Source organism: Nocardia sp. NPDC057668 (assembly GCF_042799795.1).
Taxonomy (GTDB): Bacteria; Actinomycetota; Actinomycetes; order Mycobacteriales; family Mycobacteriaceae; genus Nocardia.
Genome location: NZ_JBHVIC010000002.1, coordinates 323,027 through 337,939 on the forward strand (window position 1 = coordinate 323,027; position 14,913 = coordinate 337,939).

17 protein-coding genes are annotated in these 14,913 nt (G+C 68.4%); 11 read left to right on the forward strand and 6 right to left on the reverse strand.

The window, feature by feature from the left end; all coding sequences use genetic code 11:
* Nucleotides 1–61: 61 nt before the first annotated feature.
* Nucleotides 62–964 carry a sterol desaturase family protein gene (locus ACFVBH_RS14345; protein WP_379002030.1) on the reverse strand — a complete coding sequence of 301 codons (903 nt, stop codon included), beginning with the start codon at nucleotides 962–964 and terminating at the stop codon, nucleotides 62–64.
* Between the two features lie 170 nt (nucleotides 965–1,134).
* Between ACFVBH_RS14345 and ACFVBH_RS14350 the strand changes: the two genes are divergently transcribed.
* The 5 genes from ACFVBH_RS14350 to ACFVBH_RS14370 all read left to right on the forward strand — a co-directional run bounded on the left by ACFVBH_RS14350 (nucleotide 1,135) and on the right by ACFVBH_RS14370 (nucleotide 5,549).
* The gene (locus tag ACFVBH_RS14350) at nucleotides 1,135–2,331 is read left to right on the forward strand and encodes a sensor histidine kinase (protein ID WP_379002031.1); all 1,197 of its coding nucleotides are present in this window, start codon (nucleotides 1,135–1,137) and stop codon (nucleotides 2,329–2,331) included.
* Nucleotides 2,328–3,020 (forward strand): response regulator, encoded by a 693-nt coding sequence (locus tag ACFVBH_RS14355; RefSeq protein WP_379002032.1) that lies wholly within the window; start codon nucleotides 2,328–2,330, stop codon nucleotides 3,018–3,020. Before ACFVBH_RS14350 ends, ACFVBH_RS14355 begins: the two co-directional genes overlap by 4 nt.
* Before the next feature lie 118 nt (nucleotides 3,021–3,138).
* Nucleotides 3,139–4,362 (forward strand): hypothetical protein, encoded by a 1,224-nt coding sequence (locus ACFVBH_RS14360; RefSeq protein ID WP_379002033.1) that lies wholly within the window; start codon nucleotides 3,139–3,141, stop codon nucleotides 4,360–4,362.
* A gap of 96 nt (nucleotides 4,363–4,458) precedes the next feature.
* Nucleotides 4,459–5,052: an acid phosphatase gene (locus tag ACFVBH_RS14365; RefSeq protein WP_354987633.1), complete on the forward strand. Its 594-nt coding sequence runs from the start codon at nucleotides 4,459–4,461 to the stop codon at nucleotides 5,050–5,052.
* An 11-nt stretch (nucleotides 5,053–5,063) separates the two neighbouring features.
* Complete coding sequence (locus ACFVBH_RS14370) at nucleotides 5,064–5,549, forward strand: GNAT family N-acetyltransferase (RefSeq protein WP_354987634.1); 486 nt, start codon at nucleotides 5,064–5,066, stop codon at nucleotides 5,547–5,549.
* 284 nt (nucleotides 5,550–5,833) lie between these two features.
* Here the strand turns inward: ACFVBH_RS14370 and ACFVBH_RS14375 are convergent, their stop codons facing one another.
* Nucleotides 5,834–6,205, reverse strand: coding sequence for a hypothetical protein (locus tag ACFVBH_RS14375; protein WP_354987641.1), 372 nt, complete (start codon nucleotides 6,203–6,205; stop codon nucleotides 5,834–5,836).
* Between the two features lie 274 nt (nucleotides 6,206–6,479).
* Here ACFVBH_RS14375 and ACFVBH_RS14380 point away from each other — a divergent pair, with 274 nt between their 5' ends.
* Both ACFVBH_RS14380 and ACFVBH_RS14385 read left to right on the forward strand, forming a co-directional pair.
* Nucleotides 6,480–7,418, forward strand: coding sequence for a diacylglycerol kinase family protein (locus ACFVBH_RS14380; RefSeq protein ID WP_354987642.1), 939 nt, complete (start codon nucleotides 6,480–6,482; stop codon nucleotides 7,416–7,418).
* Nucleotides 7,419–7,677: 259 nt separating this feature from the next.
* The gene (locus ACFVBH_RS14385) at nucleotides 7,678–7,932 is read left to right on the forward strand and encodes a WhiB family transcriptional regulator (RefSeq protein ID WP_033087439.1); all 255 of its coding nucleotides are present in this window, start codon (nucleotides 7,678–7,680) and stop codon (nucleotides 7,930–7,932) included.
* Between the two features lie 308 nt (nucleotides 7,933–8,240).
* Here ACFVBH_RS14385 and ACFVBH_RS14390 read toward each other — a convergent pair whose 3' ends face one another.
* On the reverse strand, nucleotides 8,241–9,755 hold the full coding sequence (locus tag ACFVBH_RS14390) for a histidine kinase N-terminal domain-containing protein (RefSeq protein ID WP_354987635.1): 1,515 nt from the start codon (nucleotides 9,753–9,755) through the stop codon (nucleotides 8,241–8,243).
* A gap of 359 nt (nucleotides 9,756–10,114) precedes the next feature.
* Nucleotides 10,115–10,330, reverse strand: coding sequence for a biotin/lipoyl-binding carrier protein (locus ACFVBH_RS14395; RefSeq protein ID WP_354987369.1), 216 nt, complete (start codon nucleotides 10,328–10,330; stop codon nucleotides 10,115–10,117).
* A gap of 89 nt (nucleotides 10,331–10,419) precedes the next feature.
* Between ACFVBH_RS14395 and ACFVBH_RS14400 the strand changes: the two genes are divergently transcribed.
* A complete protein-coding gene (locus ACFVBH_RS14400) occupies nucleotides 10,420–10,494 on the forward strand; it encodes a 50S ribosomal protein bL37 (protein WP_153805149.1) in 75 nt (24 codons plus the stop codon).
* 78 nt (nucleotides 10,495–10,572) lie between these two features.
* On the opposite strand, the gene rsrA is transcribed toward ACFVBH_RS14400, so the two are convergent.
* Entirely contained in the window at nucleotides 10,573–10,839 is a 267-nt protein-coding gene (rsrA, locus tag ACFVBH_RS14405; RefSeq protein WP_354987376.1) for a mycothiol system anti-sigma-R factor, read from the reverse strand.
* Between the two features lie 8 nt (nucleotides 10,840–10,847).
* Nucleotides 10,848–11,720 carry a sigma-70 family RNA polymerase sigma factor gene (locus ACFVBH_RS14410; RefSeq protein WP_379002034.1) on the reverse strand — a complete coding sequence of 291 codons (873 nt, stop codon included), beginning with the start codon at nucleotides 11,718–11,720 and terminating at the stop codon, nucleotides 10,848–10,850.
* 174 nt (nucleotides 11,721–11,894) lie between these two features.
* Here ACFVBH_RS14410 and ybaK point away from each other — a divergent pair, with 174 nt between their 5' ends.
* The 3 genes from ybaK to ACFVBH_RS14425 all read left to right on the forward strand — a co-directional run bounded on the left by ybaK (nucleotide 11,895) and on the right by ACFVBH_RS14425 (nucleotide 14,804).
* Nucleotides 11,895–12,389 carry a Cys-tRNA(Pro) deacylase gene (ybaK, locus tag ACFVBH_RS14415; RefSeq protein ID WP_354987368.1) on the forward strand — a complete coding sequence of 165 codons (495 nt, stop codon included), beginning with the start codon at nucleotides 11,895–11,897 and terminating at the stop codon, nucleotides 12,387–12,389.
* Between the two features lie 172 nt (nucleotides 12,390–12,561).
* Nucleotides 12,562–13,113 carry a MarR family transcriptional regulator gene (locus tag ACFVBH_RS14420; protein ID WP_354987367.1) on the forward strand — a complete coding sequence of 184 codons (552 nt, stop codon included), beginning with the start codon at nucleotides 12,562–12,564 and terminating at the stop codon, nucleotides 13,111–13,113.
* Nucleotides 13,110–14,804, forward strand: coding sequence for an MDR family MFS transporter (locus ACFVBH_RS14425; protein WP_354987366.1), 1,695 nt, complete (start codon nucleotides 13,110–13,112; stop codon nucleotides 14,802–14,804). The genes ACFVBH_RS14420 and ACFVBH_RS14425 overlap by 4 nt, the downstream gene beginning before the upstream one ends.
* Nucleotides 14,805–14,913: the final 109 nt, after the last annotated feature.

Here is a 14,913-nt window from a genome sequence, read left to right on the forward strand (position 1 = left end):
CTTTCCGTACCCGGAGGGAGCCCCGCACCACCGCTGCGAGGGTACGGCCGGGGCGTGAGGATCAGACCGGAGCGGCGGCTCGTTCGGGTTCGGGGGACGGCACCGGAAGCTGGGCCGGGGTGGGGGTTTCGGTCCAGCCGGGTGGGCCGAAGACGTAGGTCAGGCGGGAACGCCAGGTTGTGGCGGTGCGGACGTCGCGGACCAGGTCCAGGAGCTCGGTGTAGTTCAGTTTCAGGGGGTTGTCGGTGCCGATGTCTTTCGTCAGGCCGTAGCGGATCGGTTCGGTTTCCGCGGCGAAGGTGCCGAACAGGCGATCCCAGACTATGAAGACGCCGCCGTAATTCTTGTCCAGGTAGGGCTGGTTGGAGCCGTGGTGGACGCGGTGGTGGGCGGGGGTGTTGAACACGAACTCCAGGGGGCGGGGCAGGGTCCGGACCCGTTGGGTGTGGATCGGGAACTGGTAGAGCAGGCCGATGCTCTGCAACGCGAAGATCATCCACACGGGCAGGCCGATCAGGGCGGCGGGCACCCAGGCCAGGCCGCGCAGCTGCTGGGCGACCGGATGCGCCCAGGGCAACCGGATGGCGGTGGAGAAATTGAAGAACCGGCTCGAGTGATGGACGCTGTGCGAGGTCCACAGCAGCCGGATCCGATGATCGGCGCGATGGGCCCAGTAGTAGCAGAAATCGGTGACGACCAGCCCGAGCAGCCACACCCACCAGGTCCCCGCGGCCAGGCTCAACGGCGTGAGCGCCGCGGCCAGCACCACCGCCGAGAACGGAAGCAGCTGGGCCAGAACGGGTTTGGCAACCCGGCTGAGCGCGAAGGTGGCGATGTTGGACGCGGTGTCGCGCCCGGAGATGCCGTTGGCGGGCCGATCGGGATCACGGCGGTCGGCGATCCATTCGATCAGCATCAGCACCGCGAACGCGGGCAGCGCGTAGATGAAAGCGTCTTTGTCCATAGCGGCTCCTGAAAGAAAACTCCTGCTCGGCGGCGATATCTCGACGCTACCGAGCGGGCCGCCCGCGGTCGTCGCGCCGACGGGGGATTGCGCATCCCCCGCACGGGGGACCACCGCGGCCGGGAGTAGCGTCCGCTCGACACGACCGCCGGGGAAAGGACGGGACCGACGTGGATGTGACCAGGTCACTGACCCGGCAGTCGCTGGTGGTCGCGATCGTGGCCGCGGTGGTCGACACCGCGCAGCTGGGGTTGTGCGGCGCGTTCGGCGCCGCGCCCGCGCTCGCCTGGACGCTGGCCGCCGCGGTGATCGCGGCGGACCTCGCGCTGGCCGCCGCGCCCGCCACCCGGGCCGTGGTGACGGTGGCGATCGTGCAGGCCGCGCTCCAGGTCGCGATAGCCGTGTTCGCGAACCACCACGACCTGCCCGCGCGGGTGCCCGACGTCGGCTTCCTGGTGGCGGGCTATCGCGCCGGAGCCTGGCTGAGCGGGTTCACCTCGGTGGGCACGGTGGCGCTGCTCGCCGCGGCCGCGGCGGTGACGAACCTGCTGGCGGGCGGGATCCTCGCGCGTGACTGGCGCCTGTTCCCGCTGGCCGCGGCGGGCGGCGTGGTGCCGTGGCTGGTGGGCCGGTACACCACCGCGCGCGGCGCGTACATCGCCGAACTCGAACAGCGCGAACGACTTCGGCAGCGCGACCAACTGGCCGCACTCGACCGCGCACTGGTCGACGAGCGCGCCGCCATCGCCCGCGATCTGCACGATGTGATCACCCACCACGTCAGCGCCATCGGCATGCACGCCGGGGCCGCGCGAATAGCCCTGTCCCACACCGACGACGCCGCGGCGGTGCGGTCACTGTCCGCGGTCGAGACCAGCTCCCGCGCGGCCATGGTCGACCTGCGCCGCCAGCTGGATCTGCTGCACGGCCGCGACGACGGGCAGCGCCGGCCCGGGCTGGTCGACATCGGCGAACTGCTGGAGCGCGTCCGGGCGGCGGGTTCGACCGTGCGACTGCGGATCACCGGCGAGCCGCCGGTGCTGCCGCAGTCGCTGGACGTCATGCTCTATCGCGTGGTCCAGGAGATGCTCACCAACGCGCTGCGGCACGGCCGGGACCCGGCGGAGCTGGAGATCCACTACCACCCGACCCGGGTGGAGCTGCGCGAGAGGAATCCCGTTCCGCCGCCGCCGAACACCGGCGCGAGGCCGGATCAGGGCTCACCCGGCCCGGGCGAGCACCCACGGCGCGGGCTGGACGGCATGCGCCGCCGGGTCGAATTGTTCGGTGGCACGGTCGATTCCGGCCTGGACGCCACCGGCGAGCACTGGGAGATCAGGGTGTCGGTCCCGATCGGAGCGGCATGAGCATTCGCGTCCTGATCGCCGACGATCACACCATGTTCCGCTCCGGCCTGCGCGCGGTGGTGGACGCGCACCCGGATCTGGAATGCGTCGCCGAGGTGGGTGACGGCCGCGCCGCGATCGAGGCCGCCGCCCGCCTGCGCCCGGACGTGGCGATCCTGGACGTGCGCATGCCCAAACTCGACGGCCTCGCCGCGACCGAGGCCATCGTCGCCGCGGGCGGCACCCGCGTGCTGGTGCTGACGACCTACGACAGCGAGGAGGGCCTGCACCGCGCCCTCACCGCCGGGGCCAGCGGCTTCCTACTGAAAAGCCTTGCGCCCGAAGAACTGGTCGCGGCGATCCGCGTCGCGATGCGCGGCGACGCCGTCATCGACCCGTCCATGACCCGGCGGCTGGCCGCGCGCCTCGTACGGGACCTGACCCCGCCGGCGCAACCGCCCGAACTGGCCGGACTCACCGCGCGCGAGCGCGAGGTGCTGTTCCTGCTGGCGGACGCGCGCAGCAACGCCGAGATCGCGGCCGACCTCGGCGTCGGCGAGGAGACCGTCAAGACCCACGTCTCGCGGATCCTGGCCAAACTGGGAGTTCGGGACCGCATTCACGCGGTCGTGTACGCGCATCGGCACGGCCTGGTCCGTCCCGCCGAGCCGCCCGCCGCTCCACGGGACCGAGGCGACCGATTCCCCTGACCGCCGACGCCCGATCCCTCCGACGCGGGCCGCGCGCACGGGCTTCCCGCGGATCCGCGCGGCGGCGCGATCCGGCACGCGATCGATGCCGCCCGGGGGATCGGATAGTCTCGCTGTCGTGCTCGCACCTGAGCGGCGAACGCGCGCCGATATTCTGACCGCTGTCGCGATCGCGGCCCTGGTGGCGATCGCGGCGGGCGTGGTGTGGTGGAACAGCGACGCTCGCGCCACCGAGTCGGTGGTGGCGGATCAGACGTTGTCCGCCCCGCCCACGCCGGAGAAACTGCCCGCGGCCATGCGCGAGGTGTGGCAGGCCGCGGACGGCGCGGCCGAGCGGGCCATCGCGGTCGGCGGGGTCGCGGTCACCGGCGACGGGGACACCGTGCTCGGGCGCAATCCCGCTACGGGGGAACAGGTCTGGAAGTATCAGCGGGATCTGCCGTTGTGCGCGGTCGAATCCCAGTTCGGGACCGTGATCGCCACCTATCGCGACGACCGCGGCTGCTCGGAGACCACGCTGCTCAACGCCGACACCGGCGCGCGGCTGACCGCGCGCTCCAGCTACATGGACGATCAGGTGCAGCTCTCGGTCGACGGCACCTACACCCTGGCGCTGGGCGCGAACCGGCTGGAGATGTGGCGCTCGGACCTGGTGCGCACCCTGGAATACGGGTACGTGGACGCGCCGGTGAACCCGCGCACCCAGCCCCGGCAGGGCTGCACGCTACTGTCCGCCGCCTCGGCGTCGAGCCGGCTGGCGGTCCTCGAACGCTGCCCCCGGGAGACCTCGGACCGGCTCACCGTGCTCAATCCCGCGCCCAAGGACAGCACCACCCCCGAGGAACACAGCTCGCACATCCTCACCGAGCCCGGTGCGGCGGTCGGCGGCGCCCGCGCGATCGCGGTGTCCGACAGCCGGGTCGCGGTCTACCTGCCCGGAACAGAGTCCACCGCACCGCAATTGGCGATCTACGACGTCTCCGGCAATCTCGTTGCCACCCATCAGCTTTCGGCCCCGCTGGCCGCGGACGCCTTCGTATCGCGGGTGGGCGCCAACTACTTCGTGTTCACCGGCGAGAACCTGGTCGCCCTCAACGGCTCGACGCTGGAGCCGCTCTGGGGCATTCCCCAGGTCCTGGGCACCCCCACGCTGCTCTCGGGCAAGCTGCTGGTCCCGGTCCGCGACGGCCTGGCCGCCCTGGACCCCGTCACCGGCGCGCAGACACAGCGAATCTCGGTGCAGCGCAGCGACTACCACGACGAGCCGATCTCCCTGATGGCCATCGGCCCGACCGTGCTCGAACGCCGCGGCGACACCCTGTTCGCCCTGGCCGCGAGCTGATCCGGCCGGGCGCGCCCGCCATCGCCGGACGGGTGTGGCGAACACCCCCCTCCCGGCTAAGCGGGCGGGCGCGCGCCATCCGGCATGATCGAGTTCATGTCAGCGCACGATTTTCGATTGATACTGCTGCGACACGGCGAAACCGAGTGGTCGGCCGCGCGCCGGCACACCGGTCGCACCGACATTCCGCTGACACCGACCGGTGAGCAACAGGCGCTGGCGGCGGGCAAACTCCTCGACGACCTGCGCCTGCGCGACCCGCTGGTGCTCAGCAGCCCGCGCCAACGCGCCACGCGCACAGCCGAATTGGCCGGCCTCACCGATGTGCGCATCGACGACGACCTGGCCGAGTGGGATTACGGCGCGTACGAGGGCCTGACCACGGTGGAGATCCAGCGCACCGTGCCGGACTGGACCGTGTGGACCACCCCCGTCCCCGAGGGCGAGACCGCCGCGGAGGTCGGCCGCCGCGCGGACCGCGTCCTGGACTCGGTGCTGCCCGAATTGGCCGCGCGCGACGTGGTTCTGGTCGGGCACGGTCACTTCTCCCGCGTGCTGATCGCCCGCTGGGCCGAGTTCGGGGTGATCGAAGGCCGCAGATTCTTCCTGTCCACGGCGGCGATCACCGTCCTCGGGCACGACTATCACGCGCGAACGATCCTCGCGCACAACCTGACTCCCTACCGCTGAAAGGGGCAGCCATGATCCGCCGTGCCACACCCGCCGACATCCCGGCCCTGGTGGGACTCGTCTACGACCTCGCCGAGTACGAGAAGGCGCGCCAGGAGTGCACGCTCACCGCGGAGCAGCTCGAACTCGCGCTGTTCGGCCCCTCCCCCGCCGTGTTCGCCCACGTCGCCGAAGGCCCGGGCGAGACCGGCGTGGTCGGCTGCGCCATCTGGTTCCTGAACTTCTCCACCTGGGACGGCGTCCACGGGATCTACCTGGAGGATCTGTACGTCAAACCGGAGACCCGCGGTCTGGGCCTGGGCCGCGACCTGCTGGCCGCGCTGGCCCGCGAGGCCGTGGACCGGGGTTACAGCCGGGTGGCGTGGTCGGTGCTGGAGTGGAACAAGCCGTCGATCGACTTCTACGAGGCGATCGGCGCGGATCTGCAGAGCGAGTGGCAGGGGTACCGGCTGGCCGGTCCGGCCCTGACCCGGCTGGCCGAGCACGCGGCGGAGTGACCGGGCCGACGGCGGTGAGGGGACTCGGCCCGCGAGCGACAGCGCGATTTCGGCCGCGGCCCGGGTCCGAGGTGATCCACAGGTTCGGTCCGCGGTCAAGTGGAATAACGGGGCCGAATCGGCCGTCTCGAGTTAGCTCGGAGATCGCCACAGCGGATCGAAACCGGCCGACCAGCCGCAACCATATGGACGACTGACCAAAACCGCTGTCCGGCGCATTCAGCCGGGTTTACGGACCCCGCGAGAGTGGTTACCCATCGGCAACCACAGTTTCGACCCGGAGACTAGTCCGAGGTGTCGTAACCGGCGGCCATCCACTGACTCGAGGCCGGCGCCATCAACAGCCCCAGGGCCACGATCGCGGAAATGCCCAGCGGGATGCCGTACCCCGGCTGATGCGAGGTCAGCATGTACCAGGCCGGCGGCAGCAGCAGTAGCTGCGCGATCACCGCTATCGACCGCCCCCAGCGCTGTCCGCGCAGCAGTCCCAGGCCCGCGGCCAGCACCGCGCCCGCGAGGATGATCAACCACGCGGCGGTCGCGTACCCGTTCACCACGTGCTGGTCCGCGCCGGTCGCCGCGCGCAGGATCAGCACCAGCGCCACGATCACGCCCACCGCACCCTGCACGGTCACCAGCGCACCGGCCGCCCGCATCGTCCCGGGCACCACCGAGACGTGCGCGTCTCCACCGTTCTGCTCAGCCACGGCACCCAGCCTACGGCTCTGCTTGATTGCCCTACGCTGCGCTCCGGGCTGTTCGCGGCCCTCGTGACCCGGTTCTTCCCTCCCTCCGCTCCTCCGCTTCGCTCCCCCGCTCCACTCAGTCCAGAACCGGGCGGGCCGCGAACCACGAGGTTGGGGTCGATCGCAGCGGACAAACACCGGGTTGCGGGTCGGGCCGAGCGGGGCAACGGGCAAGATGGACGCCGTGCGGACGCTGCTGATCGTGAATCCCAATGCCACCTCGACGACCCCGGCAACTCGCGATCTGCTCGCTCACGCGCTGGAATCTCGCACCCAGCTCACCGTCGCACACACCGAACACCGTGGTCACGCCGCCGAACTCGCGCGCTGGGCGGCCGACAACCGGATGGACCTGATCGTCGTGCACGGCGGCGACGGCACCGTGAACGAGACAATCAACGGCTTCCTGCCGCTGCCCGGCCAGACCCCGCGCGAGTGGCTGCCGCGGCTCGGCGTCATCCCCGGCGGGTCGGCCAATGTGTTCGCGCGCTCGCTGGGCATCGAACCCGATCCGGTGACCGCCACGAACCAGCTCATCGATCTGCTCGCACTGGACACCGACCGCCGCATCGGACTGGGCGTCGCAGACGATCGCTGGTTCGCCTTCAGCGCCGGCGTCGGCCTGGACGCGGATGTGTGCGAGGCCATCGATGCCAAGCGCGCCAACGGCAAAGCCGCCACCCCGGCCCGGTACCTGCGCACCACGGTCAAGCAGTTCTTCCGCGCCCAGCGCCGCGATCCCCGTGTCCGCCTGGTCATTCCAGGTCACGAACCGGTCACGGAGGTGCACTACGCCTTCGTGACCAACACCAGTCCCTGGACATACCTCGACAGCACGCCCGTGGTGACGAACCCGGGCACCTCCTTCGAGTCGGGTCTCGGAGTGTTTGCCATGCGAACCATGGGAGTCTTGCCTACACTGTTGATCGCCAGAGAGTTGCTGGCGAGCAATGGAAATCCCAAGGGACACAATTTGTTCCGGGCGGACGACGTGCCGGGCGTGCGCGTCGAGGTCGACGAACCCATCGGGTTGCAAATCGATGGCGACTTCATTGGTCGGCGCAACATGGTGAATTTCACAGCCGTGCCGGATATCCTCGATGTGGTCGCGCCGAAGCCCTAGTCGGCTGGACCCGCCTGAGAAACCTTGCGGTTGTGCTGCGAAAACCCGCTAGACCGAGTACAAATGATCCGGCAGGCCCGTCTTGTAGGGGCCTTACAGCGTGAGCTTCCCCACGGTGCACCAAGTATCTATTGACATCTACGGTGTTCGTGAAAGCATTCACAAGCAACCGTGCGGAAACATTCGAGTCGCACAAGTGAACGGACCACAAACCCCGAGGGGCACAGCCATGTGCATGCCCTAGCAAAGGAGCAGAGGAATGGACTGGCGCCACAAGGCCATCTGTCGCGACGAGGATCCCGAACTGTTTTTCCCGGTGGGTAACAGTGGTCCTGCGCTCGCGCAGATTGCCGATGCCAAGCTGGTCTGCGCTCGCTGCCCTGTCACCGCCGATTGCCTGTCCTGGGCCCTGAAGTCCGGGCAGGACGCCGGTGTATGGGGTGGGATGAGCGAGGACGAGCGTCGCGCTCTCAAGCGTCGCAACGCGCGCACCCGCACCCGCAGCGTCGTCTAGCCGGTACTCGACCGACAAGACGACAACCTGGCGTTTTGGCCCAGCCCTACGGCCAAAACGCAATTCGGCCCGGCACCACCACAGGTGCCGGGCTTCAGTGTGTAAGAGACCCGGTTCGCACACCCGATAACGATCGGGCCGCAAACAAGTGCGCCCGCGATTGTTGTACACAAGAACAATTCCCGGTCAATGGAATCGCTTATCCAAGAATGGCGAGAGGGCCCCGCCACGAATGTGGCGAGACCCTCACAGGTTTATCTCAGGAATGGTGCGCCTGTTCGGTTTTGTCGGCGTCCGTTTCGGGTGGATCAGCGCGCCGAACGCCGGCCGAGCGGTACCCGCAGCACCGCGTCGGTGCCGATGTCCGCGCCGGGGTGCAGGCCGATCGAACCGCCGAGTTCGGCCGTCACCAGAGTGCGGACGATTTGCAGGCCCAGACGGTCCGACGCCTCCAGGCTGAAACCGTCCGGCAGCCCGCGCCCGTCGTCGCTGATGATGACGTCCAGCCAGCGCGCCGAACGCTCGGAACGGATGGTGACCGTACCGTTCTCGCCCGAATCGAAGGCGTGCTCGATGGCGTTCTGCACCAGCTCGGTGAGCACCATGACCAGCGGCGTCGCCCGCTCGGCGGAGAACACGCCCAGCGATCCCGCCCGGCGCACCTTGATGCGCGCGGTGTGCACGGTCGCCACGTCGGCCATGATCGGCAGCAGGCGGTCCACCACCTCGTCCAGATCGACTTCCTCGTCAACCGACATGGACAGCATTTCGTGCACCGAGGCGATCGAGGTCACCCGGCGCACCGACTCGGTCAGCGCGAGGCGCGCCTCCTCGTTCTCGGTGCGGCGGGCCTGCAGGCGCAGCAGCGCGGCCACGGTCTGCAGATTGTTCTTCACGCGATGGTGGATCTCACGAATCGTGGCGTCCTTGGACAGCAGCGCGCGGTCGCGGCGCTTGACCTCGGTCACATCGCGGACCAGCACGGCCGCGCCGGCGAGTTCGGCGTGCGGGCGCAGCACCAGCGTGCGCAGCAGGACCGTGGCGCCGCGCGCCTCGACTTCCATTCTGCGCCCGGCTTTTCCGGCGAGCGCGGCCTGGATGTCGCCGACCACCTCCTGCGCGTCGAAGGGGTCGGTGATGAGCGAGCGGGTGGTCAGCGCCAGATCCTGGCCGACCAGGTCGTTCTGTAATCCCATGCGGTGGTAGGCCGAAAGGGCGTTGGGGCTGGCGTAGTCGACTATGCCGTCGGTGTCGAGGCGGATGAAACCGTCACCGGCGCGCGGGCTCGAGTGCGAACCCGTGCGATCCTCCAGCGCCGGGAACGTGCCGTCCGCGACCATCTGGCACAGGTCGTCGGCGCAGGACATGTACGCGATCTCCAAGCTGGAACGCATCTTTCGGCGTTGCACGTCGGTGTCGCGGCCGAGGATGGCGATCACGTCGTCGCCGACGCGCACCGGAATGGCCTCGCGAATCGCGGCCACCGGATGCGGGTGATAGACCCCCGCGACCTCGCCGTCGGAGTCGACGCGATCGATCTCACCGGTGAGCAGCGCCTGAAAGATCTGTGCGAAGGCCTCTTTACTGGCCAGCGATCCGACCAGGTCCTCCGGGTGCACGGTGGGCGCGGTGGTCGGCCGGCACTGCGCGACGCATACGACGTCCGCGCCGTCGGTGATCGGCCCCGTCCCGACCCACAGGTGCAGGTCGGCGAACGACAGGTCGGCCAGCAGCTGCCAGTCCCCCACCACTCGCTGCAGATGATCGACGGCCGCACCCGGTAGATCGGTGTGCTCGGCCAGTAGATCGCTCAGTGTCGACATTCCACCCACGCTCCTCTGCTCCCACAACGAGAGCAATCCTCGCATGACGACGCCGGGAACCGTGCCCCACAGGAACCGAGCGAACCGGCCACGTGGGCGAGCATCGAATGAACCGCACAGCAATCAGCCGAGCATCGCACCCCACCATGTCGAACCCATCCCCCCGCAGAATCTCACCCCGCAGTTCGCGGCCCGCCCGATTCACCCATCCCCCGTAGAACCTCACCCCGTGGTTCGCGGCCCGCCCGGTTCTGGACTGAGTGGAGCGGGGGAGCGAAGCGGAGGAGCGGAGGGAGGGAAGAACCGGGCCAAGGGGGCCGCGAACCCCGCCGGAGCGGAGCGGAGGCCAAAGATACAGCTCAGCTGATGACGGCGATCAGGTCGTCCTTCTGGATGACATCGCCGGGCTTCACGTTGATCGAGGTCACGGTGCCGTCGGTCTCGGCCACGACCGGAATCTCCATCTTCATCGACTCCAGGATGACCAGGGTGTCACCTTCGGTCACCTGATCGCCCACCGCGGCGACGATCTGGTAGACGGTCGACACCATCTCCGCGAGCACTTCCTCGGCCATGACACCTCTTCGTTTCCGCGGACCCGTATCCGCTGCGGGTACAGCCAACCACACATGAAAGAATGAGCTGAACAGAAGGGAGAATACCTATGGGTAAGCGTGGACGTAAGAAGCGCGGCCGGAAGAAGAACGCAGCCAACCACGGCAAGCGTCCGAACGCCTGAGCTGCGGTAATAGCTCCAAATGCACTGAGCGGCACGACTTCCGAGGAAGTGTGCCGCTCATGCTTTTTCCGGGGGTGACTAGGCGCCCGGTTCGATCTTGGTCTCGACCTGCGTGAAGGTCGTGCGGATCTCCATCGTCAGGCGCGCACGCAGGGATTCGGGCGCGCGTTCGCCGCCGCACTTGCGGTTCAGCAGCGACTTGAGCTTCTCTTCCAGCCCGTACGCCTCGATGCACGGCGAGCAGCGGTTGATGTGTTCCTGCAGACGCGCTTTCGCCGTCTCGTCACACTCGTTGTCCAGCAGCAGCCAGACATCGGCGAGGACCGACGTGCAGTCCATGTCCATGTCGTCGCTCACTGGGTTACCTCCTGACGCGTGCCATTGCCCGAACGATTGAAGCCGCGCTCGCGGGCCACGTCGGCCAGCAGCCCCTTGAGCTGCTTGCGACCGCGGTGCAGGCGGGACATGACGGTTCCGATCGGGGTTCCCATGATGTCGGCGATTTCCTTGTAGGGGAAGCCCTCTACGTCGGCGTAGTACACCGCCATCCGGAACTCCTCGGGCAGTTCCTGCAGGGCGCGCTTGATGTCATCGTCGGGCAGCGCCTCCAGGGCCTCCATCTCGGCCGAGCGCAGGCCCTGCGAGGTGTGTTCGGCGGTGGCGGCGAGCTGCCAGTCGGTGATCTCGTCGGTCGGATACTGCGCGGGCTGGCGCTGCTTCTTCCGGTACGAGTTGATGTAGGTGTTGGTCAGGATCCGGTACAGCCAGGCGCGCAGGTTGGTGCCCTCGCGGAACGAGCGGAAGCCCTGGTACGCCTTGGCGAAGGTCTCCTGCACCAGGTCCTCGGCATCGGCCGGGTTGCGCGTCATGCGCAGCGCGGCGCCGTACAGCTGATCCAGCATGGGCAGCGCGTCGCGTTCGAAACGCCGCCCCAGTTCCTCGGCGCTCTCACTGCTGCGCGCACCGGTCTCGTCGGCCTCGCCGGCGGCCGCGTCGTCGTTTCCGACCGCTAGATCCTCGCCGCCGTCGATGGTCTCGGCTGATTCCGAGTCGTCATCGGGGCGATCGACCACCATGTCGTCGTCGCTCACGCTATTCCCTTCGATCGCCGTAGCAGTTGAATCTACCGCGAGCGGGATACGAGCCGGGAACCCGGCGGGGGGCGCGACGTCGGTGAGGATGTCGAACAGTTCGATCCGCACCGGGTCTTCGACCAAGACGGTCACCGACTCCTCCTAAGTGAACAGTGGCGGCGCGGACCGGGGCTGACCGGTGCCTGCGCCGTGCGGACGATGTCTCCGCGATACGCGTATGGCGTGCAACAGGGTCTGCGGCCGGCATGTTCCCGAGGTAATGAAATCCGCTATCGGGCCGAGGTCCGGGCTGTCTAGGGTGAGCGCATGGCAGCTGCTTCGACCCCGGCGATCAAGGTTCTGGTGCAGGCGCGCGCCGAGCATCGGGTGCACGCGTACACCCACGACCCGCGCAGCGACTCCTACGGCGCCGAGGCGGTCGAGGCGCTGGCCGAACAGCTCGATCTCGTGCCCGCGCAGATCTTCAAGACCCTGGTGATCGATCTGGGCGCAAGCGGGCTGGCGGTGGCGGTGCTGCCGGTGCCGACCTCGCTCTCGCTCAAGTCCGCGGCGGCCGCGCTCGGCGGCGGCAAGGCGGTCATGGCCGACAAGACGCGCGCCGAACGCACGACCGGCTATGTGCTGGGCGGCATTTCACCGCTCGGGCAGAAGAAGCGACTGCCGACGGTGATCGACGAATCGGCCCTGGAATTCGACCGGGTGCTGTGCAGCGCGGGCAAGCGCGGACTGGAGATCGAGCTCGCGCCGGCCGATCTGGTGGCGCTCACCGGCGGGGTGACCGCGGATATCGCCGTGCGCTGAATCGCCCCCGGAACCCTGCTGAGCTGCGGCGATCCTTCGCAGCGGGAGTGAGCCCCGCCACGTGCGAGGGGAATGCCCGGAAAGAAACTTGCGTTCGGACAACTATCTCCACATACTTGCGTATTGCAACTAGTTGACCCGTGCAAGAAGTTTCCGGATACAAGGAGGTGGCATGGCCGCCGACCCCGCGACCACCGGCTGCGTCGTCACCGACGACCTCGCCGACACCGTCGCGCACCAGATCATTCGCCTCGGCCGGCTACGTGATCGCACCAACGCGCAGATCGCCGCCGCCACCAACGGCGAGGTCGAACCGGCCGCGTTCGCCATCCTGTTCCAGCTGATCCACCACGGGCCCATGCGCTCGGGCGCACTGGCCGAAGCCCTGTTCTCCGACGCCTCCACCATCAGCAGGCAGGCGGCGAACCTGGTCAAACGCGGGTTCCTCGAACGGCGCGCGGACAACGCGGACGGGCGCGTGAGCGTCCTGGCCGTCACCGAGACCGGGCGCGCGGTCGCCGCCGAGATCCGGGCCCGGCGCAACGAGTCCCTGCAACTGATCATGAGCGGCTGGACCCCGGACGAACGCTCGAGCTTCGCCACCCTGCTGAGCCGATTCGTCGACGACTACGAACTCAGCCGCTCCGCCATCCTGGCCGCCCTCTACCCGAAGGCCGACGCCACACTTCACCCGAAAACCGATTCCGCAGAGAGCAATTCGTGACGACAACAACGCAGAACGAAGCATCACCGGCCGGGTTCACGCACAAGCAGATCATGGTCGTGCTCAGCGGCCTGCTGCTGGGCATGCTGCTGGGTGCGCTCGACCAGACCATCGTGTCGACCTCCATCCGCACCATCGCCGATGACCTGCAGGGTTATTCGATGCAGGCGTGGGTCACCACCGCGTATCTGATCACCGCGACCCTGTCCACGCCGCTGTACGGCAAGCTCTCGGACATGTACGGCCGCAAGCCGTTCTACCTGGCCGCCATCATCATCTTCGTGCTCGGTTCGCTGCTGTGCACGTTCTCCCAGTCCATGTACGAGCTCGCGGCCTTCCGCGCGTTCCAGGGCCTGGGCGCCGGCGGCCTGATGTCGCTGGCGCTGACCATCCTCGGCGACATGGTCGGGCCGCGCGAGCGCGCCCGCTACCAGGGCTACTTCCTCGCGGTCTTCGGCACCTCCAGCGTGGCCGGTCCGGTATTGGGCGGCGTCCTCGCCGGTCAGAGCGAGATCCTCGGCATCTCGGGCTGGCGCTGGGTGTTCCTGGTGAACGTGCCGCTGGGCATCATCGCGCTGACGGTGGTCTCGCGGGTGCTCAAGCTGCCCCGGACCGAGCGGCCCAAGGTCGCGGTCGACTGGTTCGGCGTGCTGACCATGGCCATCGGCCTGGTGCCGCTGCTGGTGGTGGCCGAACAGGGTCGCGAATGGGGTTGGAGCAGTACCGCTTCCATAATCTGCTACGCCCTGGGCGTGTTCGGCCTGCTCGGCTTCATCGCGGTCGAGGCCAAACTCGGTGACGCCGCGCTGATTCCGCTGCGCATGTTCAAGAACTCGACCTTCGCCATCGGCGTCGGCATCTCGATCGTGGTGGGCTCGGCCATGTTCGGCGGCATGACCATGATCCCGCAGTACCTGCAGGTGGTGCGCGGATCCAGTCCGACGCTGGCGGGTATGCAGATGCTGCCGTTGGTGATCGGCATGATGGCGTCCTCGATCGTGGCCGGTCAGACCATCTCGCGGACCGGGCGCTACCGGGTGTTCCCGCCGCTGGGCGCGGGGTTGCTGGTACTGGGCCTGTTCCTGCTGCACTTCGTCACCGCCGACACCGCCCTGGGCGTGACCATGGCGTTCATGCTGATCGTCGGTCTGGGCCTGGGCAATCTCATGCAGCCGCTGACCCTGGCCATCCAGAACGCGCTGCCGCCCAAGGACATGGGCGTGTCCACGGCCGCGGCGACGTTCTTCCGGCAGATCGGCGGCACCCTCGGCGTCGCGGTGTTCCTGTCGATCATGTTCGCCCAGGTCGGGCCCAACATCAGCACCGAGCTGCGCTCCGCGGCCACCGATCCGGCCTTCCAGGCCGCGGTCGTGCAGGGCACGCACAGCTCGAACGAGGCCGAGGCCGCGCTGGCCACCGGGCTCGCGACGCAGAATCCCGAGGCCGCAGCCAAGGTGCTCGACGACAGTTCGGTGATCCAGCAGCTGAATCCGACGCTGGCGCATCCGTTCAAGGTGGGCTTCGCCAACGCCATGGACACCGTGTTCCTGGCCGCGGCCGCGGTCGCGCTGCTGGCGCTGATCCTGGTGCTCTTCTGGAAGGAAGTGCCGCTGCGCACCGCGGGCGGCATCCAGGCGGCACAGCAGGAGCAGGAGAAGGTGGACGAGGCCGCGGCCTCGATCATCCCGTAACAGCCTGACACGCACACATCCGGTCGCGATTCCACGGGTCGCGGCCGGATGTGTGCGTTACTTGTTCTCTACGTGCGTTATCCGTCTCGTAAGGTTCGGCCGACCCCGA

What these genes read in the sequence shown, in the direction of transcription:
- ACFVBH_RS14370 (WP_354987634.1), top strand. Translation starts at nt 5,064, where the DNA reads ATGATCCGCCGTGCCACACCCGCCGACATCCCGGCCCTGGTGGGACTC.
- ybaK (WP_354987368.1), top strand. Translation starts at nt 11,895, where the DNA reads ATGGCAGCTGCTTCGACCCCGGCGATCAAGGTTCTGGTGCAGGCGCGC.
- rsrA (WP_354987376.1), bottom strand. Translation starts at nt 10,839, where the DNA reads ATGGACATGGACTGCACGTCGGTCCTCGCCGATGTCTGGCTGCTGCTG.
- ACFVBH_RS14345 (WP_379002030.1), bottom strand. Translation starts at nt 964, where the DNA reads ATGGACAAAGACGCTTTCATCTACGCGCTGCCCGCGTTCGCGGTGCTG.
- ACFVBH_RS14420 (WP_354987367.1), top strand. Translation starts at nt 12,562, where the DNA reads ATGGCCGCCGACCCCGCGACCACCGGCTGCGTCGTCACCGACGACCTC.
- ACFVBH_RS14385 (WP_033087439.1), top strand. Translation starts at nt 7,678, where the DNA reads ATGGACTGGCGCCACAAGGCCATCTGTCGCGACGAGGATCCCGAACTG.
- ACFVBH_RS14390 (WP_354987635.1), bottom strand. Translation starts at nt 9,755, where the DNA reads ATGTCGACACTGAGCGATCTACTGGCCGAGCACACCGATCTACCGGGT.
- ACFVBH_RS14355 (WP_379002032.1), top strand. Translation starts at nt 2,328, where the DNA reads ATGAGCATTCGCGTCCTGATCGCCGACGATCACACCATGTTCCGCTCC.
- ACFVBH_RS14375 (WP_354987641.1), bottom strand. Translation starts at nt 6,205, where the DNA reads ATGCGGGCGGCCGGTGCGCTGGTGACCGTGCAGGGTGCGGTGGGCGTG.
- ACFVBH_RS14395 (WP_354987369.1), bottom strand. Translation starts at nt 10,330, where the DNA reads ATGGCCGAGGAAGTGCTCGCGGAGATGGTGTCGACCGTCTACCAGATC.
- ACFVBH_RS14365 (WP_354987633.1), top strand. Translation starts at nt 4,459, where the DNA reads ATGTCAGCGCACGATTTTCGATTGATACTGCTGCGACACGGCGAAACC.